Here is a 25,384-nt window from a genome sequence, read left to right on the forward strand (position 1 = left end):
ATTTACTCCACTTATTAAATGTTCGTTTCATTCTCGATTTACATATAAAATAAGTACAATGATAAGAGCACTTAAAATAGTCGTAACAATTGAGTAAGAATATAAAATCATGCAAACTGGTAAACAAGCGATTGTAATTAACCCTGGCTTAGTAAATCCTTTAAAGATTAAATAAAATATAATAAAAACAGCAACAAGGGTAAGCGCTATCAAATAATCAAATGCGATTAACCCTCCAATAAATGTTGATATGCCTTTTCCGCCCTTGCCTTTAAATACAATTGGATAAATATGTCCAAGTAAAACAGCCATTAAAGCTAACATTACAAATGTAGAATCTCCAAAAAGGTATTTTGCAATAGAAACTACGATTGCCCCTTTAATTGCATCACCTAAAAATGTAGCGATGAAATATCCTTTTCCATATACGCGCCCCATATTTCTTGCACCAGGATTACCGCTTCCTTCATCCCGTATATCGACGTTATGTCTCCATTTCGTTACTATATAAGCGGTCAATATGTTTCCAAATAAATAAGAAACCACCAAATACAAAAATTGCATACTATTAATCATATAATCATTCACTTTCTACATGGGAATACATATACAATATTCAAGAACTATGTATATTGTACTTTTTTATCCACATCCCTTTATATATTTTAACATCATATATTTACAAATCATACAAAAATTCTCATGCAGCTATTTTTTGAAATATATATTCTTCATTAAATAATAGCATCCTTTCACTGCTGGTTCTGATTGTGATACAAACGTAACATCTCCTATACTTTTCTCGCAGCATTTCTTAAATTCAGCATATATTTCAGGAACGAAACGCAGTATGCTGCCACTTACTGCAATTGAAGCGGATAAATTAAACTGCATCTTATTGTAAATATTCACCGTAATTCTTGTTAATTCCTTAGCCGCTTGTAGAATAATTTTATGTGCATCATCATTCCCTTTTCTCGCTTCCTTAATAATTAGCGGTGCAATTGCTGCAACTTTATCTTTTGAAAAACTATATACTATTTGTTTTATATGAGACGATGTTAATAGTTGAAACTCGTCTTGAATCCTTAAGCTTAATGGACAAAGTGTAACTCCTTGATCAAATTGATTTGCCATTCTCTTTAAACCTTGTAACGCAATCCAATATCCGCTTCCTTCATCTCCTAAAATATATCCCCATCCACCACTATACTTGTACACTTCTCCTTTCTTTCCAATACAAATTGCACCTGTACCGCCAATCGTTAAAATTCCATCCTTCCCTTTTAAAGCAGCTGCATGTGCAATCATTGCATCATTTAAAACTTCAATTTTTGTTCCGTACTTCTTTTTTAAACGTACTGTTAATTCATCCGTATTTATTCCACTTACCCCCGCTAATCCTAAACAAATACAAACGCAATGCCCATTTAATAACCCTTTCTGGCATTGATCAATCACTTCTGTAATATGCACAAAAGCTCCTTCAAAATCTATTAATATATTCCCAAAACCACTTGTAGCTCTTACAAGTTCATTTCCGTCTTTATCAAATGCAATTGCTTCTGTCTTCGTTCCCCCGCCGTCTATTCCAATCATGTACTTCATATGTTCGCCTCATTTTCATCATCTTATTGGAGGGAATGTTATATTCCCTAAAACTACAGATTGCGTTGCACCTGTTGCGCTCGGCACATTACTCGGATTACGATGATATGTTTCATTTGCTAAAATAGCAAATGCGATTGCTTCTTTCGCTTCTGAAGAATAGCCTATATCCTCCTGAAGGAATAATGTACATTTTTCTTCTTTCAATCCATGCCGTATCATTTCTACAAGTGTATCATTATAACTTCCGCCACCACCTAGAATTACCTCATCAATTTCATAATACGGCAAAATAAACTCCTTATAATGATAAACGATTGAACTTGCAGTAAACATCGTGACAGTCGTCAATATATTTTCTTTACTATGCTTTTCAAACCGCTTCAACAATTCACTTACAAATTCTTCTCCAAACTGTTCTCTACCAGTTGATTTCGGTGGATTCATTTTCAAAAATGGATGACTCATACAATATGTCAAAATTTCTTCCACAACTACTCCTTGTTTTGCAATTTTACCATTTTGATCATATGGCAACTGAAATAACCTTTGACATACTTCATCCATTACCATATTACCTGGGCCTGTATCAAATGCTATTACGCTCTTATCACTTAGTTGACTTGGTATTACGGTAACATTACTGATCCCACCAATATTTTGTAGTAGTCTATTTTTAGTTCGGTGACGATACAAAATAATCTCTGAATATGGTACAAGTGGTGCACCTTGTCCCCCTGCTGCCATATCCATCGTTCGAAAATTAGAAATAACTGTCGTTTTCGTTTCATATGCAATTACTGCTGGTTCTCCAATTTGTAATGTGGAAGGAATCATAGTACCATCTTGCTTTGGCTGATGATAAATCGTTTGTCCGTGAGAACCAATTACATCTAATTGTCCCAAAGGAAATTTGGCCTCTTTACAAACTTCCTTTACAGCACCTGCGAAGCATAAACCGAGTTTGAAATTTAAACTGCATATAAGTTGTACATTTGAATTTTCTATTGATAATGCCTGCTGGATCTCATTTTTCATATCATTACAAAATGGCACAGTAGTAAAATGTATAGGTTTGACCTTAGACTCTACACCACTCCCTTCTATACGAACGAGTGCTACGTCTATTCCATCTAACGATGTACCGGACATTACCCCTGCAATATACATAACATGCATAACCTCCCCTTACTAAAAAACAATCATGTAAGTTACAAACGTACAACCAATTAAAAATATTATAAATCTAAAAAACAACTGAGGCTTTGATGCAAATGATCCATCAATAAAAGAAACAACTACTGTAAGCAAAATACTTGCCGCAATGCTTGTAACGAGCCATATACTATGCATTTGAGATAAATTTAGCATTCTTAATAAAGGTACAAATAGTAAATTCGCACATATCACTCCAAATAGTAATAAAAATACACCTTTATAACTAAATTTTATATTCATTCCATTTCACCCTCTCCCTGGACTACATGTGAAAGAAGTGATAGGCAAAATACCTATCACTCATAAAGACAGTTTAAAAATCACGGATTAACAGATTCTCCGTTTCCACTCTTTTCAATTTCAACCATATTTTTGTCGTACATTTTAAAGAATGGTAGATAAATAAGGAATGATATTGCTATATTTATTAAAACTAATACAACTGCACGCCAATCTCCTCCTGTAGCTAAATATGCACCAATTGGAGCTGGTAGTGTCCACGGCGGCATAATATGTGTTGGTGTTACAAATCCCATTGCAGTTGCAGAATATGCTATAGTAGCTGTTACTAGTGGTGTAATAACGAAAGGAATAATTAAGATTGGATTTAGGACAATTGGTAAACCAAAAATGACTGGTTCATTAATGTTAAAAATTCCAGGCACAATACAACTTCTCGATAATGCTTTCGAATATTTTGATCTACCAAAAACAATCATAGCTAATACAAGTCCTAGCGTTGCGCCCGAACCACCAATCCAAATAAACCATTGATAAAACGGCTCTGGTGCAATGAATGGAAAATGACTCGCGCCACTTGCTACAGCTTCACCGTTCTTCCCTAAATATACATCCCAAAGTGGTCTCGCCACAGTACCTACAACGGATACACCGTGTATCCCGAAAGACCAGAAAAATGTAATTAAAAATACTGGTATAATAACGCCAAAGTAACTATCACCAGCTTTAACTAATGGTGCTGCTAATTTATCCACAACGTAATGTACATCTACTTTAAAAACGACAGTAATAATGCTCATAATAATAATAACGAAAGCCGCAGGTATAAGTGCTTCAAACGAACGCGCTACTGACGGTGGTACTTGTTCTGGCATTTTGATCGTTACGTTTTTCTTCTTACAAAATCTTAAAATCTCAACTGATAAAATAGAAACAATCATCGTCACGAATAATCCATGACCTCCGAGATTTGTCATCGGAAGCATAAACCCTTTTTTATCAATTAATTCAGGCGTTAACGTTAATAGCAAGGAACATACTGCAAGCTGTGCCCCTGATAAAGCATCTAGCTTATAACTTTTCGCTAAATTATATCCTATTCCAAATGCTATATATAACGACATAATAAACATCGTTAAACGATATGGTATTAATATACTTGTTTGATTTTTTAATGCCCAAACGGATATGAAACTATCTTTCGGTAATGGTGGAAATGCTACGATTAAAAAGAAACTTCCTACTATAATAAATGGTAACGCTGAAATAACTCCATCACGGATTGCTTGTAAATGCCTCTGTTCAGAAAGCCTTGCCATCGGTCCAGATAAGTTTTTATCAAGAAACGTGACAAACTTATTCATAACGCTTCCCCCTAACTAATTAATTCATTTACAGTTTTTAATAAAGTCGGTCCGCCAAGCGGTGTATATGCTTGCGGCGGAATGATACCACACGGAATAGATTCCTCTTCTGCAAATTTTTTAACTGAATCGAATCGATGTCTTACTTGAGGTGCAACCATTACAACATCCCAGCCATTCTTCACTTCTTCTTCTACCTCATTTGTTCCAATCGCATGCACTTCCATGTTTACCCCTTTTTTCTCCGCTTCTTTTTTTAAAGCGTTTACAACAATCGCGCTGGACATCCCTCCAGAACAAACGAATAAGACCTTCATTTATTAATCCTCCTATACTTATATTTATCCCCTTCGAATGAAAGGAAGTTTCACTTTACTAACAAGCATATGAAGAAGTGAAAGAATTTAGTTATGATGAAAGTAAATTTCAGTAAAAATATTTTTCCTATTAAATTAATGTTTCAATATGTATTTTTCTCAATTGTAAGAACAACCTCACCTCGGATATCATATTAGTTAACCATATAATAAGGAGGCGTATAAATGATCATTAAACGTTTATTAATGATATGTTGTATCGTCATCTTTTTTATTCCTTTCTCTTTCCTTTCTCCTCACTCTACTTATGCTGAAGTAAATACTACGTATAAAAAACATGAATTACGTGCTGTATGGATTGCATCTGTTCTTAATATTGATTGGCCCTCAAAAACTGGCTTACCCATCGAAAAGCAGAAACAAGAGTTTATTAGATTATTAGATGATGTAAAAAACACTGGTATGAATACAGTTGTTGTACAAATAAAACCAACCGCTGATGCTTTTTACCCTTCCCATTACGGTCCTTGGTCTGAATACATTACAGGTACACAAGGCAAAGACCCTGGATACGACCCGCTCGCATTTATGATTGAAGAAGCACATAAAAAAAATATAGAATTCCACGCATGGATTAATCCATACCGAATAACAATGAATCACACTGATATAAATCGATTATCAGATAATCACCCTGCAAGACAACATCCGGATTGGGTTGTACCTTATGGCGGAAAATTATATTACAACCCTGGTATTCCAGAGGTGAAAAAATTTATAATAGACGGTGCTTTAGAAATCGTACAAAATTACGATATTGATGCTTTGCATATGGATGATTATTTTTATCCATATAAAGTAGCAGGTGAAGAATTCCCCGATCAAAAAACGTACGAAACATATAATAACGGTAGATTTACAAATATAGAAGATTGGCGACGTGACAATGTAAATGAACTTGTCAAAGATTTAAATACTGCTATAAAACAAGAAAAATCATATGTAAAGTTTGGTATAAGTCCGTTTGGCGTATGGCGAAATATAGCCGACGACCCAACTGGCTCTAACACTACCGCAGGTCAAAGAAACTATGATGACCTTTACGCTGATACACGTGAGTGGATACAAAAAGGATACATTGATTACATTACACCGCAAATATACTGGAATATTGGTTTCACACCAGCTGCATATGACATATTAGTAGATTGGTGGGTAAAAGAAACAAATAATAAACCGATTCACCTATACATCGGTCAGGCGGCTTATAAAATTAATAACAACTCTGTCCCCGCTTGGTCTGATCCAGAAGAATATCCAAGACAAATTGCATTAAACCGGTTATATCCTGAAATAAAAGGAAGTATGCATTTTAGCTTAAAAGATATTAATAACAATCCACTAGGGGTTAAGGATAGACTCGCAAAAGACATATATAAACATCCTGCACTAATTCCGCCTATGCCTTGGCTTGATCATGATCCACCAAAACAACCTACTTTAAAAGGGGCCATTCCAAGAGATGAAGGTATTGCTGTAGGTATCATTGATGATAGAGAGAATGACTCTGCTTATTACGCCATTTACCGTGTGAATGGCAAAAATGAAGTGGATATACAAAATCCAAAACATTTACTTACTACTGTAAGAAAAGCAAAACTTGGAGAAATTTATGTAGATAAAACAGCTATTTCTGGAGAAACGTACACGTATGTAGTAACTGCCGTTGATCGATTGCATAATGAAAGTATTGCATCTAGTCATACTACCGTTACAGCAAAATAACATCTAATAAAAAAGCGCCTTAAAAGCTAAGAACTATAGCTTTAAGGCGCTTTTATTATTTATTCTTAAACTTCTCAGTCGCTGCTCTCATCTTCACATTCAAATCGTGATCAATCGAATCACGAATATCTCGCTCGACTACTTCCATTTCTTTTTTGAAATTTTGCAAGTAGATTTTTAGTTCTTCTTCTTTTTCTGGTCGTTGTGAAGGTGGTAATTGTACGACTAGCGATAGCATAGCTGTTAAATCTTTCATTAAAAATGTTTCAAGTTTATGTTGTTGTTCAAACATACGCTGCTCCTGATAATACGGCAAGGCATTTAATACTGAAATTGTAATATCATCAACCGTTCGTTGTAATGAAGGATTTATTGAGCGTTTATACGCTTGAATTGTATTTAATGCATCTGGATAACGATCATAAAAATACAATTTATAAAACGATAAGTCTGTCGGTTTTACTGTTTGCTGCGTTTCTTGTCTTAAAAAATCTTTTACTTTCATCGCCGCTACATCAATATCTTCATTTGTGAGTTTTTTCGTTGTTTTTGCCATTACATGTACTTTTTTCTGTTTTTCTTTCGGTAACATTGAGAATACTTGCTCTCTCGTACGTTGACCCGATGCACAGAAAAGTGTGTTTAATGTATACTGTTCTTTCTTCCCTTCCGTACGAATCCAGCGATAAAAGAGCGGATGTTGTGTAAATTCTTGTAGAAACGGTAATGATTTATTCGATAACTTATCTAAAGAATCATGTGCTCTTTTATATGGTTTCGTCCATGAAAAATACAGTTTACGTCCGAAATATACAACTAAAACAACGACAGTAAATGCGATTAAAAGCAATGTGCCTAATAGTACTAATACGGTTTGAATGAAACTCATTTTTTCACCTCCTCTAAAAGTCTGTTATTTCCTTGGACGCTGAATGAGTTTTTGTTTCATTTCATCATTAAATGTATCTAGTTCAATAACAAACTTCTTACTTGACTCGATAATACGTTCTGATGATTTCTCAGAAGCTTCAATAGCAGCAAACACATTTTGGAATGATTCGCGTAATTTATCCATGCTAATTGCAGGATTTTCAAGAAGTTTTGTTGTTTCTTCTGTATTTTGTTTTAATGCTTGTGAGTTACTTAATACCATAGATTCAATTGCTTCATTTGTCGCATTCACTGCATCAATTGTTTTACGCTGATTTGTTAATGCTAGCTGAATAGCAGCTGAAACTGTTACGACGTTTTGCGTCATTGTAATGGCATTACGAATTGCCTCTGTTAACTTTTCATTATTTTTCTTAATAATGTCTACAGATGCGATAGATTGTAATAAAACACTTTTCGCTTGCTGCATATTACGTGTACGCACTAGAATCTTTTCTAATGCATCGTTAATTAATGGAATATCTCTTTGACGTTCTGGATTTTGTTTCTCAGCTTCCAGCATGCCAGCAAGTTTTCTCCCTAAGTATACTTGCTTATCAAGTGCGTGAATTTTATCGTGCGATTGCTCTTTAAGCATTTCAAGACCTACTGTATCTTCTTGTAAGTTGTCACGACCAATTAGAAGGGATCTTATAATCTCCTCAATTTGCTTATCTATAGATTGATATTTATGCACGTATGTTTCAAGTGGATTTTTCTTGAATACTTTAAACATAATTTTCTTCATACCACTTGCTTTTAATGAATTTGGATCAAGTTCTGATACCACTTTTCGTAATTCTAACAATGTATTTGGAATTTCTTCGTTCTTTCCATTCATCATCGCTGTTACAGGACGTTTTAATGCTGACAACGTTTGTCCTGCTGCTTGTTGTTCTTTATCTCCTAAATCTCCTAGCTGAGACAATACTTTTGATAAATCTGTATTTTGCTCGCTATTTAACTTTTGTACATAAAGATCAGCTTCTTTATTCAGTTCCTCTAATTCTGCATCTTTTATAACTGTATCAACCACTACTTCTACATTATTATCTTTCACAATCGATACAGGTTCTTTTTTCTCGAGTTCAGTCAACAAAATCGCTCCTTTATTTATATGTGCGAATTTATATGCACTATATTTCATCTCATTCATCGAATTTCACTTGTTTGAAACCGATTTTTCAAGAAATACCTGCATATGCAGTCATTCCCTGTTTCTTACTATAAGTATACCTGTTCTCAACATTATTTTCCTCAGACTTAAGACCTAGAGAACAACATGCTGAAGGCGGATTCTTCATATATTACGTATTTAAATTATGTTCTTCTTATCCTACTGTACGCAATCTTTTGACATACACCCTTTTTCAATGTGATAATTAAATTGCGCTCACTCCTATTTCTTCTTGCGCGCTACGAATGCTCCATTTTGAAATGCCAATAACACTGTTTCAAACATTTCATCTTCTTCAATCATGTTTATAAACTCGGCTAACTCACTCGCATGAGAAGTAGCATTATCAACAACAAGAAAACCCTTTGGTTGTAAAATGCGTTTTATATGCTCAAGCCACCACATGTATTGCGTACGCTCTGAATCTAGGAAAATAAAATCAAATGAATGATTTAGCTGTGAATCTAAAAATGCCCCTGCTTCTTGATTATGAACATCAATCCTTTGCAAAAGGTTTACCTTTTCAAAATTGACAAGTGCCTCTCCAACTCGTTCCGAAGAAAGCTCTACAGTCGTTACACTTCCATTTGTTTCTTCTACCGCGTTAGCTAACCACAATGTAGAATAGCCATTAGAAGTTCCAATTTCTAAAATGTTTTTTGCACTACATCCTTTTACTAAAATTGATAAAAATTGCCCCATTTCACGAGAAATATTTCGTAATTTTTCTTCCCGTGTTTTTTTATTTCGATCATGCTCTTCTCCATATTGTTCAAGTTGAAATAATAATGAATCTAACGTATCCATTTTTTTCATCGCCTTTCCAAAGCAATATGATGAAAAAGCTCTTGCTGCCCGTCTACTTTCATTATATGCGAAACGAAAATCTTTTTCTCGTTATACGATAAAGATTTAAATTTTTTTATAGCATATTGTTTCGTTTTTTGGTAAAGTTAATTTCTACGTGCAATTATTCCATTCATACTATTTTTAATTCAATTGCAGTTGTTAAATCATATAAACCCCAATTAAATGAATCGGTATTTCAAATTCAATTAAGCGCCCTTTCCGGACGCATTTTCTTTTGTTTATATATTTCTAGAAGAAAGGATGCTTACAATGAACGTGATTAGCTTAGATGCTGCTCGAAAACGAAAACAGCATAAAAAATTAATGATTACTATACCGATTATTTCACGTATTTATGAAGAAGATGGGGAAATTAAATTTGAGGTAGCCGGCGAAAAAGATGTACCTCTTGAAATGTTAGAGAAATAAAAAAAAGACGCACTTCTAAAGAAATGCGTCTTTTTTTATACTGTTACATTTAAGTGCATAAGTTTTTCAGGATTAACCATCATATAAATGTTTGAAATTTTTTCATTCTCAAATGAAAATGAAAGCACATAAGTCACTTTATTATTTACTTTAACAATAACGCCTGGGGCACCATTTACCATCTTATAATCAACATTGTACTCTTCCGGGAACTTCTTCCCAATTCCAAAGAATAAACGTATAATTCTATCCGCAGAATAGATTGGATGGATTGCAGTTGTAGCTTTACCACCACCATCAGCTCTTAATATCACATCTGTTTTTAATACTTCTAACATGCCTTGCGCATCCCCGCACTGCAATGATGATACAAATTTCTCCACATAAATAGCCATCTTCTTCGTACTTAATGTTGACTGCTTCGGCTTATCCAAAATACTTTTTCGTGCACGTTGAAAGATTTTTCGGCAGTTCACACTACTCTTATCAACAATTGAAGCGATTTCTTCGTAATCATAACTAAAAACCTCTCTTAATATGAAAACAACCCTCTCTACCTCAGTCAATTGTTGTAAAAGTAATAAATATGCTGTAGAAATTGATTCTTTCATTACAAATGACTCTGATGGATCATCAATCTCTTCCACAAATGGCTCTGGCAACCACATTCCGACATATACATTACGTTTATGTGCTGCCGAACGTAATTTATCAATTGAGCGGTTTGTTACCATTTTACATAAATAGGCTCTCATATTTTCTATAGATTGAATATCCTCCATATTATTAAGCGATATAAATACGTCATGGACGATATCTTCGGCATCCATAACACTCCCAAGGATTCGGTATGCTAACGAAAATAATAATGATTGATACGTTTCATATAATTGCTCCGCTTCCATGATGAACTGCCTCACTTTCAGATTGCTTTAAAATGTGTAACGCTGCACGTTTTCCGCTTGCTACCGCAGCATCAGCTAATATTTCATCATGCCCAGCCCAATCTCCTGCAACATAAACACCTGGCATTTCAGGAATATTAGGCCCAGGTTTTTCAACACGGTCAATATGAGGAAAATCATGTACTACCGTAATCTTCGGTAAATATTGCTGTGCAACAACTTCTCTTTTCCAATTCGGATGTAACAATTCCATTGTATTTTCTAACTGTTCTTTATCTTCTTGAATATGATTCAGCTCTAGCACAGGATTGTGATACTTAATTAGACTCACTGCAATTGATCCATCTTCACTTAATTTAGCTGCTCTCGATTGATTTGTGAAAAATATAGGTTGATCTAATCCCAATGCAAAATGATGCAAAGGATTCGGTAATTGTTTTAAACCGATATCTAACGCTGCCGCGGTCACTTGTATAGATTGTTCACTCCATTTTTGCAAACTTGTTCCTACTGCATCTTTTATGATTTTACAAGCCTCTTTCGGCGGAGTTGTTACAATGACTGCACCTGCTTCAAATACTTCATCGTCAAAACATTGTATTCTTTGTTTCCCTTCACAATGCTCTATTTTCAACACATGCTTTTTAGCCAAAAATTGCACACCACTAGTACTTGCAATATCCCTTAAATTTGTTATTATCGTCTCCCAACCACCATCTACATAAAGTACTCCTTCTTTTATAGAAAGCTGTATTTGCTTTAATACTGAAGATGCTAATTGTATTGCAGGAGCATACGTATATGTTGTCGTTCGGCATAATGCATAAAATATATTTCGAACCATTGGATCATTAATTTCATTTTCTGCCCATGTAGTTAGGCTCATTTTCGGAACTTTTCCTACATCTAATTTTCCTAAATGAATCATAAGACGAGAGAACTGTACTTTTGCAGACCATGAAAGTAACGGTGTTGATAAAATTGAGCGAAAATCTGTTGGGATGGTAAAAATATCGCCTTTCCATATTCCATGTGCTTTTGTAGATGGGATTCCACCTGCAATATTTACACCTAGCTCATTAAAAGTTATAAACGCTTCTCCACCTCTATATAAAGCATGTGCACCCAGATTCATACAAATGCCCTTTTTATTTATAGTCATCCCTCGACCACCGAAGTGACTGGACTTTTCTAATACAATAACTTTCCTTCCAGCTTTCGCTAAATATATAGATGCTGTTAATCCAGCAAGCCCACCACCAACAATTACTACATCTAAATTTTTCATAACAAAATCCCTCCTTATCCGTTCTACATACAAGACGAACGATTAACGAGGGATGTGACATTAAGTGATACATAATTTATTTTCTAATCCATTACATGCTGATGCCAAATTTCTCTTTCTTCTTCACTCATTCCTCCAATTATTTTTGAAAAATCTATTTTTCTATCAAATGAGTTTTTTAACATATAAAATTGTTCAAACGAACCTGTAAATATTTTTAATGAATGAGAACAACAAATCGTTTCAAGGTTATCAATTGTTGTGCCATCTAATTCTAATTCTATTAGTCCTTTCATTTTACCTAATGCGGCTCCATCCTTTACTTTTGTATCTGTCAACTTTATATTTTGAATTGACGAATTGTGTTTTAAGCAATTTAAATTAGCAATGATGCTATTTTCAAATTCAATTGTTATTAGTTTTTTTAACTTCTGCAAAACAAGCAAATCCAATTCACTAACATTCTCTAAACTTAAAATATATAAATGCTTTAAATTATCTACTTTCGAAATCGCATAGAGCTGCTCACAATTTGAAATATGTACAGAAAGCGATTCTAATTTTTGAAACTGCGGTAGCAACGAAAAATCTTGAATACTAGTATGTGAAATATCTAATTTTTTTAATGATGACATTTCTACAAGTGCTGATAAATTATTTATCTTCGTATTCTTTATATTCATTTCTTGTAAGTGTTGTAGATGTATGATTGGTATTAAATCTTGGACCGGATTATTAACTAAATATAACTTCTTTAAAGCATTCATTCGTTCTAATCCTGTTAAATCATGAATTTTATTTCCAGATAAAATTAGTTCTCTCACTTCTGTACACATCTGTAATGGACTAATATCTACTAACCCTTTTCCACTTAGATATAATCTCTTCTCCCTAATAAACCTTTCTGCTCGTTCAGATTCACCCACTATATTTCTCCAATTCTCATCTAAACTATCATACCAATCATGAATGTTATTTTCAGATTGAAATATGAAATGAGGATGTAAAACAGGTAATTCAATATTAAATAAAGCGTCTAAAAAATGTATATTATCGTTAGCGCCATAACTCCAATATAAATAGTCTTCTTCTTCGTGAATGGTGAAATTTTTATTTTTTAACGTTTGTAAAATAAATAGTAACAAGTCTGAAATTCTATTCGCAATTACATATTTTACTTCTTCATCTCGTCCAAAATTAATAACTTGTCCCACTTTCCCCTTTTGATCGGGGTCAACATCTATTCCTATATTGTTACCTCCATAATCTTTACTAATAGGTATCCAATTGTGATTCACATATCTTTCCTTAATACATTCTGTTGGTATTGAAAATGCATCAAAATTTAAAAAATCATCCTCCCCAATTCTTTTCCATATTCTCCACTCATCCAAAACTTGATCTAATGAGAGAAATGGCAAACCAAAAAACAACCCTGGTCCTGATTTATCCTCTCCGTTATGCGCAAGATAAAGATTACGTAATTCATCTGGAAACGCAATTCCCATTTCATTTTCAACATCTTGAATTTCTTCTATTGTTGCAGGTGCATTCAAAAACGGTTGAAAGTAATTTTTCAATTCAACTCCCAACTCTTTTAAAATAGTATGATTCATTTTCTGCACTCTCCTTATAATACAAATTAAAAAAGCGCTATCTTTTACATTAATTGTAATTAACAACACCTTTTTTCGCAATGAAACTATTGTAATTATATTGCACACAAACAATTTTATCACTTTACAAACCAAGAGCAGCAACGCTTTCACATTTCTGTAACTAGACTCATATCCTAAATTCAAATTGCATGAAAATATAAGAAAGGTGGTTAATACAAATGACTTCTAGTATCGACTACACTTCGCCCTCAACTAATTTCACCTATGATGTAAGTAAAAGTAATTTTTTTAAAAAAGATGCCCAAAATTATATAAACGTACTTGGTGTGAAACAATTAAATACGTTAGAAAATACTTCTTTATTAGATATTTATTTAAGTACAGGAAATGTTATAGAGCCGCATATTCATCAAAATGCAGCTGAACTTGTTTATTGTATTTCAGGATCTGCAGTTGTTTCTTTACTGAATCCTTTTACAAATCAAATATTAAACTTACCGATAAAACCAGGGCAAGTTGCCAACATTCCAAAAGCGTGGTGGCATTATGAAATTGCTACAGCAGATGGTACTCATTTATTAGCTATTTTCGATGCCCCAACACCAGAAGTTATTTTTGGTTCTGATATTTTAAGATTAACTCCCGCTAATATAATGGCTCATACTTACTGTCTCGATGAACAACAATGGAAACAAGCGGTAGCCCCTATTCAATCCACTACAGTAATTGGTCCTCCAGCAAACTGCAATCAAAACCGCGGAATGATAAACCCACCAACTCAGCCTCCTAGCCCACAACAAAATTTATATTACCAAGATTCATATTATTTCCCTCTCTACTGGGGATATTAATCTGTATCATGAAAAGAAAATCATTTATCTCCTCGGAAAATACGTAGGAGATTTTTTATTGTATACTCTCCATTCCTATTTTTATCGTAACAATTAATAGAGTACATACATATAATATTTATATATTTAATTGGAGGTGATAGTACTATGAGTAATTATAACTATCGAAAAAACTACTCTCATAATAAAAATAGTAGTTCATCAACATCCTCTCAGTCTTCGAACTCTCAATCTTCCAATTCCCAATCGCAAAGAGATTTAGCTGAGCAAGGATATGTAAAGAAAAAAGGATGTAACTGCAATAAAAACAAATAGTTTATTATTAATTTGAATAATAATATTTCAACACTCTCAATAAATAATTTCCTTCCCTTGTATACCGTTTATGTAATGGATGAATTCTATTTTTAATAGAATTCATCTTTTTTATTTATAGGTAATTTTTCAAACCATATAACTTATTTCATAAACAATAAAGTGTAAATCATACATTTTGATGTTCCTTTTACCCCAACTTAACAAAGAAGAATTCCTAAATTGATTTATCAACTATCTTCCCATAAAATATAGCCCACCCTAATAAAATTAGGGTGGGCTATATACAAATGCCAATTCAAACTTCAAACAGGCGTTGTAACAAATTAGACGATATTAATACCTGCACTTACAAATCCAGCTACTGCAGCTACTGGACTTGCTGCTGTTAACGAAACATACAGTAGTATTTTATCTCCCGCAGCTACCGGAATAGCTTCCGGTATAATACCTGATGCAGTGTCAAAAATAGCGATTGTAGCAAATGCTGGTGTTAATAATAGAGGCGCCCCTTGAACTGTAAACGTATTACTTGCTGCTGGTGCAATTAATATTTGCATCTGAACTTGAACAGGTGCTAATGGAGCTAATGCAGCTGTTGCACTAAAGAAACCAGCTAGTGACGTAATAGTTCCTGCACGTGGTGCTACAAATGCATAATCACCTACCGCTAACGATAATGTGATATCAGTTCCACCTGTTAATGCTGCGCCAGGTTGACTAAATCCAAATCCAAGAAGAGTTCCTGTATTAGCTATTAATGCGTTAACTAACGCTGCTGGTGTTGTACCTGAAGCGAATGGAATAATAGCTCCGCCACCAGCTGCACCAGTTGCTCCTGTTAAACCTGTTGCCCCTGTCAGGCCTGTTGCCCCTGTTGGTCCTGTGTCTCCTGTTGGACCTGTTGGGCCTGTTGCTCCTGTTGGACCTGTGTCCCCTGTCGGACCTGTTGCTCCTGCTAGACCTGTGTCTCCTGTCGGACCTGTTGGGCCTGTTGCTCCTGTTGGACCTGTGCCCCCTGTCGGACCTGTTGCTCCTGCTAGACCTGTGTCTCCTGTCGGACCTGTTGGGCCTGCTGCTCCTGTATCTCCTGTTGGACCCGTTGCTCCTGTCGCTCCTGTTGCTCCTGTTGCTCCTGTTGGACCTGTTGCTCCGCCACCACCAGTTCCAGCTGGACCTGTCGCTCCTGTCGCTCCTGTTGCTCCTGTTGCTCCCGTTGGGCCTGTTGCTCCACCTCCTGGAGTAACACCAATTAATTGAGTTAATAAATTTAATAGAAGTTGTAAACTTGCCGGATCAATTTTTAAAGAAAAGAAGAATGGTGCAAGAGCACTGTAAAATTGTTGCAATAATGAAAGTAATTGACTTAAATTCGGATTAGGAGATTGTAATAAATTGATTATACTTTGAATTAATTGTTTTAAGAAATTCCCTTCTGGAGAAGGTGCTAATTCATTTAGTAAATTCAATAGTTGCGTAAACAAATTGAGTAAAGCTAATCTGTTTGCATCACTTGGATTTGCAAAAAACGCTGCAATAGCCGAAATTAAAGAGTTTAATAAAGTGATTAATCTACCTAATTGCTCACTAGTAATGGGAACTGTTTGTGGATTATTACAACAATCTGGAGTGAAAACAATCGGATTATTGCAGTTGTTATGACCAAAACAATTATTATGTGACATTTATTTCCTCCTTACTTATTTTATATTTGAGTGTTTTCCTATTATAAGATCTATAAAATTGTGTATAGGTTTCATTCACTTAAAATAGGAAACATGAATAATAATTAAACTGAAAAAACGTTATTTAATTATGTTCATGACTCACATATTAATTATATGTTTTTAATAATTGACTGCTTAGATTAAACACCTAAACTTACGAGTTTATTTTATTTTTCCACGTTTATCTCTTAGGTCCAAAAGCACATTTTAATTTGAGTATAAAAACTAAGCATTAGCATACAACCAACAAGTACCAACACTAGCTTTTCAGATATGTAACAATAATAACTTTCCTAAAATTATGTTCTCTCAATAATCATGTAGCCGTCTCTATTATTGAAAACTCTCATACAATATATCGGACAAGTTATTCTATACTTCGTTCCCAAAAATTGAGGAGGTGAGAGTTAATTGCCAATCATCCAACCATTTATGGCATCTAGAAGATTTACATCTACACTAAGTGCCGGAACAGGTACAGGTGCAGCTTTTGCGATTGCTGCAACAGCTTGTTTAAATGATGCAGGTACTACCGCAACCACTTTTCCGACTTTTACGTATTACAACTTATATATAAATGGCATTCTTCAACCTAGTGTGAACTCCAGTGTTACTACTGGACCTACTGGTGCTATTACAATTCCTGGCGGAGATGCATTAGACGGCGGAATTCCAATTACAATCGAATTTATCGTCACTTAGTGTTATCTACTTTAAAGTAAAACAAAAAGACAGATTCTTTTTATTTAAGAATCTGTCTTTTTTAATTAATAATGATAAATTGCAAAATAATTGATGAACCTTGTGATGGTGGTTGATCATCCAATAAAGTTAACTGACCAGTACTAACCTGATAAAATGGTTGTGGTTGAAGTATTCCATTAATAAACAAATTAATATAGGAAACCTCATCAGGAGATAATATGTGAGTTGTACCATATTGAGCTATCCCATCCGAATCTGTATATATAAATTTTACTCCATCTGCAAAAGTGTAAAATAATAAATTAGTTGTTGTTATGGGACCAATAACTCCAGTTGGACCTGTTAGGCCTGTTGCTCCGGTAGTTCCTGTTAAACCCGTCGGTCCCGTTAATCCCGTTGCTCCTGTTAATCCGGGAGATCCTGTTAATCCCGTCGGTCCTGTTAATCCGGGAGATCCTGTTAATCCCGTTGCTCCTGTTAATCCCGTCGGTCCTGTTAATCCGGGAGATCCCGTTAAACCCGTCGGCCCTGTTAATCCCGTTGCTCCTGTTAATCCCGTCGGTCCTATTAATCCCGTCGGTCCTGTTAATCCGGGAGATCCCGTTAAACCCGTCGGCCCTGTTAATCCCGTTGCTCCTGTTAATCCCGTCGGTCCTGTTAATCCCGTTGCTCCTGTTAATCCCGTCGGTCCTGTTAATCCGGGAGATCCCGTTAAACCCGTCGGCCCTGTTAATCCCGTTGCTCCTGTTAATCCCGTCGGTCCTGTTAAACCGGTAGAGCCCGTTGGAATATAAATTGGTGGAAGAACCGGAAAGGTAGGTCCAATATTTTCAGGTCCTATCATACCTTTATTCAAGGATAATTTATCATTGTGGTTCACTTGAATACCTCATTCCACATGTTTTTTTATTCATTCAAATCATTAAAATCTATTATTAAAGAATAAATTAATAACTATCCTCTTTTTTCAAATGACTAGCCTATTAAACATGTTACCATTGTTATAACTACTACTAAAAACTCTCACTTCCCAGCTTTATTTTTTATTCCACAATATCCACTTCAAATTAATTAAATAAGTCCACTTCACTGGATCTCCCTCTAACAATTATACAAAACGATTAAAAAATGATTCATACTTTTTATAAGTCACTTTCTTACATACTTAAGTAATAAAGCGAAAGTTTTATCACTAGGAGTTTTATCCGCCCCCACTAATAATTAGTTAAACCAATCGGTCGTTTATGTGAAGCCCGCCCCCACCTAAGATCTTTGCTCCAGCTGAAATTTAAGGTGGGCGTTTTACTACCAGTTAATACCGGATAATAAATACATTACACTATATTCATAGTAGAAATTATCTATACTAAATTTTCCGTATATACATCATCAATTTACACTTCTCCCTGCGGATGTTACATTGAATAAGAAGACGTTTTCTCAAATGCGTACCATCTCAAAGCGTACTTGAGAAACATACTCAAATCCTATACGCGAGAGCAATACTATGTTGACACTCAAACGAGTGTCTTTTTTTATGAATTAATAAAATAAAACCATCTCTTATAGATGGTTTATCAACACACATTGCTTGATATCCTTGATGTAATTGCAAGTTTATGTAGCTGGATAATAAATGGTCATATTTAACCGAGTTAGCGCACGTCCAGAATTATGATAAGAGTGCTGTCTATCTGCCTTAAAGCGAATTGAATCTCCGCTATTTAATTTATATTGACAATCATTTATCTCCATCGTCAATTTCCCTTCAAACACCGTTATAAACTCTTCTGTACCTTCTTTATGACCTTCTGAAATTAATTTTCCTTCTGTTTCAATTTCAACAGTATAGATTTCAAAGTTCCTATCACCTTGAAAAGGAAAAGAAGGATACACTTTATACCTCCCATTGTCTTCTGATAATACTTGAACATCATTTCGTAACACAATTGTTGTATCCGGTTGCGGATTATTGATTAAAGAAGTAAAAGACACTTTCAAACCATTAGCGATTTTCCATATCGTTGTTAATGTCGGGCTTGACTCTCCTCTTTCAATTTGTCCAATCATCGTTTTACTCACACCTGTTAATTGAGAGACTTTTTCTAAACTCATTTTCTCTTTTTCACGTATTGTTTTTAAATTTTTTGCTAAAATAAGTTGAATTTCTTCCATAGGAAACACCCCTACACTATATACAATATAACGACCGTTATGTATAATAAAAAGCACACGTTATATTGTTCTTTTCGGTCATTATAACACACAAAATAAATAGGGGGTTTTGAAATGCCTATATTTTCTTTTTTATTATTTGTTTTTATAAGTAGCTTCACACCCGGACCTAACAATTTTTTAGCTATGACATATGCCAATCAACATGGTTTGAAAAGGAGTATGCAATTTTGCTTTGGGGTAGCTTTCGGATTTTTCATCCTCACTTCCTTATGTAGCTTCTTTAATATTGTACTAATTAATATCCTACCTATAATCGAATTCCCTTTAAAAATTTTAGGTGTAATATATATGCTATATTTAGCCTTTAAAATACTCACTAGTAAAACTAGTACAGATCCAGATGAAAAACATAATAAAAACTTATTTACAGTCGGGATTTTTCTTCAATTTGTTAATCCTAAAGGAATACTATTTGGGCTGACTGTAGTGTCAACTTTTATTCTCCCTTACTATAATTCATATTCAAGTTTTCTACTTTTCTCATTATTTCTAGGTATAGTTGGGTTAATGAGTACATTTAGTTGGAGCTTATTTGGTTCCATGTTCCAAAAACTTTTATTAAAACATACGAAATCATTTAACATCATTATGGCCGTTTTATTAGTTTTCAGTGCTATTTCAATTGTAGTCAATTAAATTCGAATTCTAAATTTCGTTCCTTTTTAAAAGTATGTTTTTAAAATTTTGCTAAGATGTCCAATTAATCTCCCACTTATATGCATTACTTATCAATTTTCAAGGCGGAAGTCACCTATACCTAATTATATTTATACGAAATAATATTATAAAAAGAGGATTACTCATAATAAGTAATCCTCTTTTCACGGCCTATTTTTTAAAAATATGCTGTTCTATTAAACTAATACCTTTACTTAACTTCGTACCACCAACCTTTACGATCAAGGTAATCCGTCATTCCTTTAAGTTGAGCGTCTGAAGTTGGTTCAGAAATAAAATATGTTAGACCATCCGATTGTAAGATAAAGTTAGCTGTCATTTTTAAGGACGTTAGCGCCCCCATAACATCAGGTGTTTCATACGGTGAAAAAGCTCCTGATTGAATGATATTTTGTTTAGCTGGTGGAGTTGTCCCACCAGATTGCCCAGTTAATGCATATACAATTGAATTAGCAATCTTATCTGGATCCCATTTTGCCATATCTGCTTCATTATCGATAAATCCAAGTTCAATTAGGATTGCAGGTGCTTTCGTATTCGATAACACATAAAGGTCTTTTCGTTCCTTCGCACCACGATTTGACCAACCAATATCTTTTGAAAGTTGTGCCGCTATCTTAGCTGATAAAGCTTGTTGGTCATAGTACAAAACTTCAACACCATTAGCTTTCGTATCATATGAGTTTAAGTGAAATGAAACTACTAAATCTACATCATGTGAGTTTGTTTTTGATACAATGTTATTTAAATTTTGTGCTTGTGTTGTCCCTACTTCATCGGTATCATCATAAACTGTATGTCCCAATGCTCTTAATTTAGCAACAACTGCATCCTTCACTTGGCGATCCATAATGTGTTCTTTCCGATTCCCATAATTCGCACCCTGTACAATACTATTGTGACCTCCATGTAAACTATATCTAGCCATTGTTCCACATCCCTTTTTTATTACTATATTCAAAGCTCGTCTTATTGTCCGGTCAAATATCCAGTACATCTCCAGCAAACAATAATTAGGGCACTAATCTAGTTTTTAAAATCTAAATTATTTATTTTCTAAAACAAAGGACTCATAAATAAAAATCATAACTCATATTTTTAAGTTGCGGTTTTTACGCATTTAAACTATTAATTTCAAAATCTTTTTATTATAATACAGAAAAATACGTTATAATATAAGCTACTGTTCTTTAGGAGGGGTTTAATGGCTGATAAATATAAATTTTTGATTCTCTTTGTTACAGCATTTTTTTCTTTCTTTTCCTTAATAAAAGATTTCCGTAACATTTCAAAAAGTTTCTTTTGGGGGAGCTTTGCAATCCTAACAAGCTTTATATTATTATTAACTCACGCTTTAGAGTTAACTCCAATACTTCTCTATTCAGCTCAGATGGCTCTTGAGATTATTACAATACCACGTAAATTACTTCTTCCATCTGGCACTGAAGTTGCTATTTTTTGCTAACAATTCATGTATCTTCAAAAATCCAACTCTATATTTCTAATTACCTTTATAAATATAAAAATGCGGTCTCTCCTTCCTGGAGAAACCGCACCATATTAACGTTTTTATTAGATTTTAAACTGACTCGTATACAGATCAAAGTAAAACCCTTTATCTTCCATAAGAGATTCGTGATTCCCTCTTTCAAAAATACTTCCATCTTTTATAACAAGGATTTGATCTGCTTTTTCAATCGTTTTCAGTCGATGAGCGATTACAAAACTTGTTCGACCTTTCATTAAATTATTTAGTCCTTCTTGAATTTGTAATTCTGTTCTCGTATCAATATTAGATGTTGCTTCATCAAGGATTAGTATATCTGCATCTGCTAAAATTGCTCGTGCAATCGCAAGAAGTTGTTTTTGCCCTTGACTTAAATTCGATCCTTCTGAAGCAATTTTTGTTTCATATTGATTCGGTAAATGCCTTATAAAAGAATGTGCAGATGCTGCCTTAGCTGCACTGATTACCTCTTCATCACTTGCATCTAGTCGACCATAACGGATATTATCCATAATCGTCCCAGCAAATAAATACGTATCTTGTAAAACTACTCCTATTTTACTTCGCAATGAATTCATATCATAATCTTTTATACTTTTTCCATCGATATGAATTTCCCCTTGCTGTATATCGTAAAAACGAGTTAACAAATTAATAATTGTTGTTTTGCCCGATCCAGTGGGACCAACTAAAGCAATTGTCTCCCCTGGCTGCGCCTTAAGACTCACTTCTTTTAAAATCGTTTTATTTCCCTCATAACCAAATGAAACATTCTCAAGTGCAACATGCCCTTGTAAATTTTGTACAACGAACGCATCTTTTTTATTTTGAATTTCCGGTACTTCATCCATAATTTCAAAGACACGCTCTCCACCAGCAACTGCCGCTTGAATCGTGTTCATTAAAGTTGCGAATTGACTGAGTGGTCTTGAGAATTGACGGGAATAATTAATAAAAGCCGCAATGACACCTACTGTTGTCATTCCATTTAAAACCATAATTGATCCAGTCCCAATTACAAGTCCCATACCTAAGTTATTAATAAAGTTCATACTCGGAAAAATAAAAGCTGAAAATGTATCCGCCTTCGTAGCTGAAATTCTTAGCTGTTCATTAATTTTATTGAAATTTTGTACGGTTTCCTTTTCTTTCCCGTATAACGTTGTAACATCCGCTCCGGTTATAGCTTCCTCAATAAAACCATTTAATTCTCCTAAATCTTTTTGGCGCTTTGCAAAGTTTTTACCACTATAAGCAACTAGTTTTTTTGTAACGAAAAACATAATAGGTACTGTAATTAAAGTAACAATCGCTAATATCCAATCTAATGCGAACATCGCAATCGTTACACCTATAAAGGTTAATGCTGATGAAATAATTTGTACAACACTTTGTGTCAACGCTTGATTCAAATTATCTATATCATTTGTCACACGACTCATTAAATCCCCTTGCGAACGTACATCAAAGAACCGTAAAGAAAGCGTTTGGATTTTCTCAAAAATATCTTGTCGTATTTTTTGTATCGTTTTTAATGCAACATTAACCATGACAAATGTTTGTAACCAAGTTAACAATACTGTTACACCGTAAATCGCGATAAGTAACAAACACATTCTTGCCGTACCGCTTAAATCTTTCGGTACAATATATTGATCTATAATTACTCCCATTAAATACGGACCTAACAGCCCAAGTAACGTCGTAACAAATACTAAAAATATAACGAACGTAAGAGCAGCCTTTTGGTACCCCATATAGTTCCATACTCTCATTACAGTTCCTTTCGTATTTTTAGCTTTACCCACCTTAGACGCGTTACGCCCACCTTTATTAGCAAATTGTCCTTGAAAATTACGCATGTTCTTTCCCACCTTTTTTATGTAAATTACCACCTTGGGAAAGATAAATTTCTTGATATACCTCACATTGTTCTAACAGTTCTTTATGTGTACCATCACCAACTAATTCACCGTTATCTAAAACGAGAATTTTATCAGCATCTATTATAGATGAGATTTTAGAGGCGATTAATAATGTTGTTGTTCCTTTATATTCTGTTCTTAATGCCGATTGAATGTTAGATTCTGATTTCGCATCAACTGCTGATGTAGAATCATCTAATATAAGAATGGATGGCTTTCTCACAAGTGCTCTTGCAATGGATACACGTTGTTTTTGTCCACCTGATAAATTCGTCGCACCTTGTGTTAAATGATGTTGATATGAATCTTCCAGCTTGTTAATAAATTCAGTCGCACAAGCTGATGAAGCTGCTACTTCCAGTTCGTCATTCGTTGCATCTTCTTTACCATAACGTAAGTTCTCTTCTATGCTACCTGAAAACAACAGTGCCTTTTGAGGTACAAACCCGATTGAAGCACGAAGTTTTTGTAAATCGTATGCTCTAACATTGATTCCATCAATGCATATTTCTCCTTGATCAACATCGTATAAACGCGGTAACAGTTTTGCTAAAGTAGATTTACCACTTCCTGTAGAACCGATAATCCCTACTTTTTCACCTTTACATATGTTAAATGAAATATCTTTTAAAACATATTCATTATTTTTTGTGTAACTATAACTAACATTTTTAAAGGCAATTTGTCCCTCGATTTGCTTAGGTGCAACCGCATTTGTTTCGGTCGTAATATCAACCTCAGTATTTAAAACCTGCTGTACACGATCCGCAGATGGAAATGCTCGCGCAATTTGCATAAATACCATACTTATAGACATAAGTGACATTAAAATAATATTCAAATAGTTTATAAACGCTAAAATAGCTCCTACTTGAAGCGTTCCATCAAATACTTTTTCTCCACCAATCCATAATGTTGCGACAATCCCGCCGCTTACCACTAACATAATGATTGGCATCATTATAGAAATAAGCTGCACTGCTCGAATATTTATCTTCGTTAAATTTGTATTCACTTTTCCAAACTGAGTGATTTCATATTTTTGTCTTACATACGCTTTAATAACACGTACTCCAGATAAATTTTCTTGTAGCTTTGTATTCACTTTATCTAATGCTTCTTGCACTTTTTTGAACGTTCCGCTCGCTTTACTTGCAATAAAAATAATCGCAAGTAATAAAATTGGAACAACTACGAGTAATATAGGAAATAACTCGCGTGCTGTTACAAAAACAATTATTATACTTCCGATAAATAACAAAGGACCACGAACAAGAACACGTAATGTCATCGTCATCGCCGCTTGAATAGAAGTAATATCATTTGTCACAATCGTTAATAACTTTCCAGTACCAAACGAATCACGATTTTCACTAGAAAATGTTTCTATTTTCGCAAACACATCTTTTCGTATGTCAGTAGCGAAATTAACAGCTGCTTTTGTAGAATACATCATACACCCAAGTCCTCCAACTAAACCGAGTGCTGCAGCTCCTATCATAAGAAGCCCCATTTTTATTACATAATTCAAATCCCGATTTGCTATCCCAACGTCAATAATATGTTGCATAATAGTCGGTTGTATTAAGTCCATCGCAACCTCAAGTACCATAAATAGCGGTCCAATTATAGCGAAGAACATGTATGGTTTTAAATACTGTAATAACTTACGAAATGATTTCATACATAATCTCCTTTTTCCATGAAAT

General features: G+C 34.3%; 24 protein-coding genes. 6 read left to right on the top strand and 18 right to left on the bottom strand.

Features of this window, described 5'->3' with window-relative positions:
• Positions 1-27 precede the first annotated feature (27 nt).
• From plsY to FOT98_RS14195, 6 genes are all read right to left on the bottom strand, one after another.
• Positions 28-576 (bottom strand): glycerol-3-phosphate 1-O-acyltransferase PlsY, encoded by a 549-nt coding sequence (plsY, locus tag FOT98_RS14170; protein ID WP_063261049.1) that lies wholly within the window; start codon positions 574-576, stop codon positions 28-30.
• A 132-nt stretch (positions 577-708) separates the two neighbouring features.
• Positions 709-1,608 carry a BadF/BadG/BcrA/BcrD ATPase family protein gene (locus tag FOT98_RS14175; RefSeq protein WP_063261050.1) on the bottom strand — a complete coding sequence of 300 codons (900 nt, stop codon included), beginning with the start codon at positions 1,606-1,608 and terminating at the stop codon, positions 709-711.
• A gap of 18 nt (positions 1,609-1,626) precedes the next feature.
• A complete protein-coding gene (anmK, locus tag FOT98_RS14180) occupies positions 1,627-2,778 on the bottom strand; it encodes an anhydro-N-acetylmuramic acid kinase AnmK (protein WP_063261143.1) in 1,152 nt (383 codons plus the stop codon).
• Between the two features lie 21 nt (positions 2,779-2,799).
• Complete coding sequence (locus FOT98_RS14185) at positions 2,800-3,066, bottom strand: hypothetical protein (protein ID WP_063261051.1); 267 nt, start codon at positions 3,064-3,066, stop codon at positions 2,800-2,802.
• A gap of 80 nt (positions 3,067-3,146) precedes the next feature.
• Positions 3,147-4,430 carry a PTS sugar transporter subunit IIC gene (locus FOT98_RS14190; protein ID WP_063261052.1) on the bottom strand — a complete coding sequence of 428 codons (1,284 nt, stop codon included), beginning with the start codon at positions 4,428-4,430 and terminating at the stop codon, positions 3,147-3,149.
• Positions 4,431-4,441: 11 nt separating this feature from the next.
• The gene (locus tag FOT98_RS14195; RefSeq protein WP_063261053.1) at positions 4,442-4,747 is read right to left on the bottom strand and encodes a PTS sugar transporter subunit IIB; all 306 of its coding nucleotides are present in this window, start codon (positions 4,745-4,747) and stop codon (positions 4,442-4,444) included.
• Positions 4,748-4,972: 225 nt separating this feature from the next.
• Between FOT98_RS14195 and FOT98_RS14200 the strand changes: the two genes are divergently transcribed.
• Positions 4,973-6,532 (top strand): glycoside hydrolase family 10-like protein, encoded by a 1,560-nt coding sequence (locus FOT98_RS14200; RefSeq protein ID WP_063261054.1) that lies wholly within the window; start codon positions 4,973-4,975, stop codon positions 6,530-6,532.
• A 55-nt stretch (positions 6,533-6,587) separates the two neighbouring features.
• Here the strand turns inward: FOT98_RS14200 and FOT98_RS14205 are convergent, their stop codons facing one another.
• The 3 genes from FOT98_RS14205 to FOT98_RS14215 form a co-directional block, all read right to left on the bottom strand.
• Complete coding sequence (locus FOT98_RS14205) at positions 6,588-7,421, bottom strand: DUF3974 domain-containing protein (RefSeq protein ID WP_063261055.1); 834 nt, start codon at positions 7,419-7,421, stop codon at positions 6,588-6,590.
• A 24-nt stretch (positions 7,422-7,445) separates the two neighbouring features.
• The gene (locus FOT98_RS14210; RefSeq protein WP_000137398.1) at positions 7,446-8,558 is read right to left on the bottom strand and encodes a toxic anion resistance protein; all 1,113 of its coding nucleotides are present in this window, start codon (positions 8,556-8,558) and stop codon (positions 7,446-7,448) included.
• 303 nt (positions 8,559-8,861) lie between these two features.
• Positions 8,862-9,455 carry an O-methyltransferase gene (locus FOT98_RS14215; protein WP_063261056.1) on the bottom strand — a complete coding sequence of 198 codons (594 nt, stop codon included), beginning with the start codon at positions 9,453-9,455 and terminating at the stop codon, positions 8,862-8,864.
• A 303-nt stretch (positions 9,456-9,758) separates the two neighbouring features.
• Between FOT98_RS14215 and FOT98_RS32390 the strand changes: the two genes are divergently transcribed.
• Positions 9,759-9,917, top strand: a complete 159-nt coding sequence (locus FOT98_RS32390; protein WP_001100983.1) for a hypothetical protein — start codon at positions 9,759-9,761, stop codon at positions 9,915-9,917.
• A 35-nt stretch (positions 9,918-9,952) separates the two neighbouring features.
• On the opposite strand, the gene FOT98_RS14220 is transcribed toward FOT98_RS32390, so the two are convergent.
• The 3 genes from FOT98_RS14220 to FOT98_RS14230 form a co-directional block, all read right to left on the bottom strand.
• Positions 9,953-10,822: a sigma-70 family RNA polymerase sigma factor gene (locus FOT98_RS14220; protein ID WP_063261057.1), complete on the bottom strand. Its 870-nt coding sequence runs from the start codon at positions 10,820-10,822 to the stop codon at positions 9,953-9,955.
• A complete protein-coding gene (locus FOT98_RS14225; protein ID WP_063261058.1) occupies positions 10,800-12,110 on the bottom strand; it encodes a phytoene desaturase family protein in 1,311 nt (436 codons plus the stop codon). The genes FOT98_RS14220 and FOT98_RS14225 overlap by 23 nt, the downstream gene beginning before the upstream one ends.
• Positions 12,111-12,193: 83 nt before the next feature.
• Positions 12,194-13,726, bottom strand: coding sequence for an SMI1/KNR4 family protein (locus tag FOT98_RS14230; protein ID WP_063261059.1), 1,533 nt, complete (start codon positions 13,724-13,726; stop codon positions 12,194-12,196).
• A gap of 221 nt (positions 13,727-13,947) precedes the next feature.
• Between FOT98_RS14230 and FOT98_RS14235 the strand changes: the two genes are divergently transcribed.
• Positions 13,948-14,580, top strand: a complete 633-nt coding sequence (locus tag FOT98_RS14235) for a cupin domain-containing protein (protein ID WP_063261060.1) — start codon at positions 13,948-13,950, stop codon at positions 14,578-14,580.
• Between the two features lie 641 nt (positions 14,581-15,221).
• On the opposite strand, the gene FOT98_RS14240 is transcribed toward FOT98_RS14235, so the two are convergent.
• Positions 15,222-16,580, bottom strand: a complete 1,359-nt coding sequence (locus FOT98_RS14240) for an exosporium glycoprotein BclB-related protein (RefSeq protein WP_186292114.1) — start codon at positions 16,578-16,580, stop codon at positions 15,222-15,224.
• Positions 16,581-17,033: 453 nt separating this feature from the next.
• Here FOT98_RS14240 and FOT98_RS14245 point away from each other — a divergent pair, with 453 nt between their 5' ends.
• A complete protein-coding gene (locus FOT98_RS14245) occupies positions 17,034-17,324 on the top strand; it encodes a DUF4183 domain-containing protein (protein WP_063261062.1) in 291 nt (96 codons plus the stop codon).
• Positions 17,325-17,385: 61 nt separating this feature from the next.
• Here FOT98_RS14245 and FOT98_RS33555 read toward each other — a convergent pair whose 3' ends face one another.
• Together FOT98_RS33555 and FOT98_RS14255 are read right to left on the bottom strand one after the other, a co-directional pair.
• The gene (locus tag FOT98_RS33555; RefSeq protein ID WP_144291075.1) at positions 17,386-18,207 is read right to left on the bottom strand and encodes a DUF4183 domain-containing protein; all 822 of its coding nucleotides are present in this window, start codon (positions 18,205-18,207) and stop codon (positions 17,386-17,388) included.
• 737 nt (positions 18,208-18,944) lie between these two features.
• Positions 18,945-19,559, bottom strand: coding sequence for a helix-turn-helix domain-containing protein (locus tag FOT98_RS14255; RefSeq protein ID WP_140384359.1), 615 nt, complete (start codon positions 19,557-19,559; stop codon positions 18,945-18,947).
• Positions 19,560-19,616: 57 nt separating this feature from the next.
• Between FOT98_RS14255 and FOT98_RS14260 the strand changes: the two genes are divergently transcribed.
• Entirely contained in the window at positions 19,617-20,201 is a 585-nt protein-coding gene (locus FOT98_RS14260; RefSeq protein ID WP_063261064.1) for a LysE family transporter, read from the top strand.
• A gap of 232 nt (positions 20,202-20,433) precedes the next feature.
• On the opposite strand, the gene FOT98_RS14265 is transcribed toward FOT98_RS14260, so the two are convergent.
• Positions 20,434-21,171, bottom strand: a complete 738-nt coding sequence (locus FOT98_RS14265) for an N-acetylmuramoyl-L-alanine amidase (RefSeq protein ID WP_063261065.1) — start codon at positions 21,169-21,171, stop codon at positions 20,434-20,436.
• Positions 21,172-21,447: 276 nt separating this feature from the next.
• On the opposite strand from FOT98_RS14265, the gene FOT98_RS14270 reads away from it, so the two are divergent.
• Complete coding sequence (locus tag FOT98_RS14270; protein WP_063261066.1) at positions 21,448-21,708, top strand: hypothetical protein; 261 nt, start codon at positions 21,448-21,450, stop codon at positions 21,706-21,708.
• Positions 21,709-21,815: 107 nt separating this feature from the next.
• Here the strand turns inward: FOT98_RS14270 and FOT98_RS14275 are convergent, their stop codons facing one another.
• Together FOT98_RS14275 and FOT98_RS14280 are read right to left on the bottom strand one after the other, a co-directional pair.
• Positions 21,816-23,612, bottom strand: coding sequence for an ABC transporter ATP-binding protein (locus tag FOT98_RS14275; RefSeq protein ID WP_063261067.1), 1,797 nt, complete (start codon positions 23,610-23,612; stop codon positions 21,816-21,818).
• A complete protein-coding gene (locus tag FOT98_RS14280; RefSeq protein ID WP_063261068.1) occupies positions 23,605-25,359 on the bottom strand; it encodes an ABC transporter ATP-binding protein in 1,755 nt (584 codons plus the stop codon). The genes FOT98_RS14275 and FOT98_RS14280 overlap by 8 nt, the downstream gene beginning before the upstream one ends.
• Between the last annotated feature and the right edge of the window lie 25 nt (positions 25,360-25,384).

Origin of the sequence: Bacillus sp. HY001 (genome assembly GCF_007558965.1) — a bacterium.
GTDB lineage: Bacteria > Bacillota > Bacilli > Bacillales > Bacillaceae_G > Bacillus_A > Bacillus_A mobilis.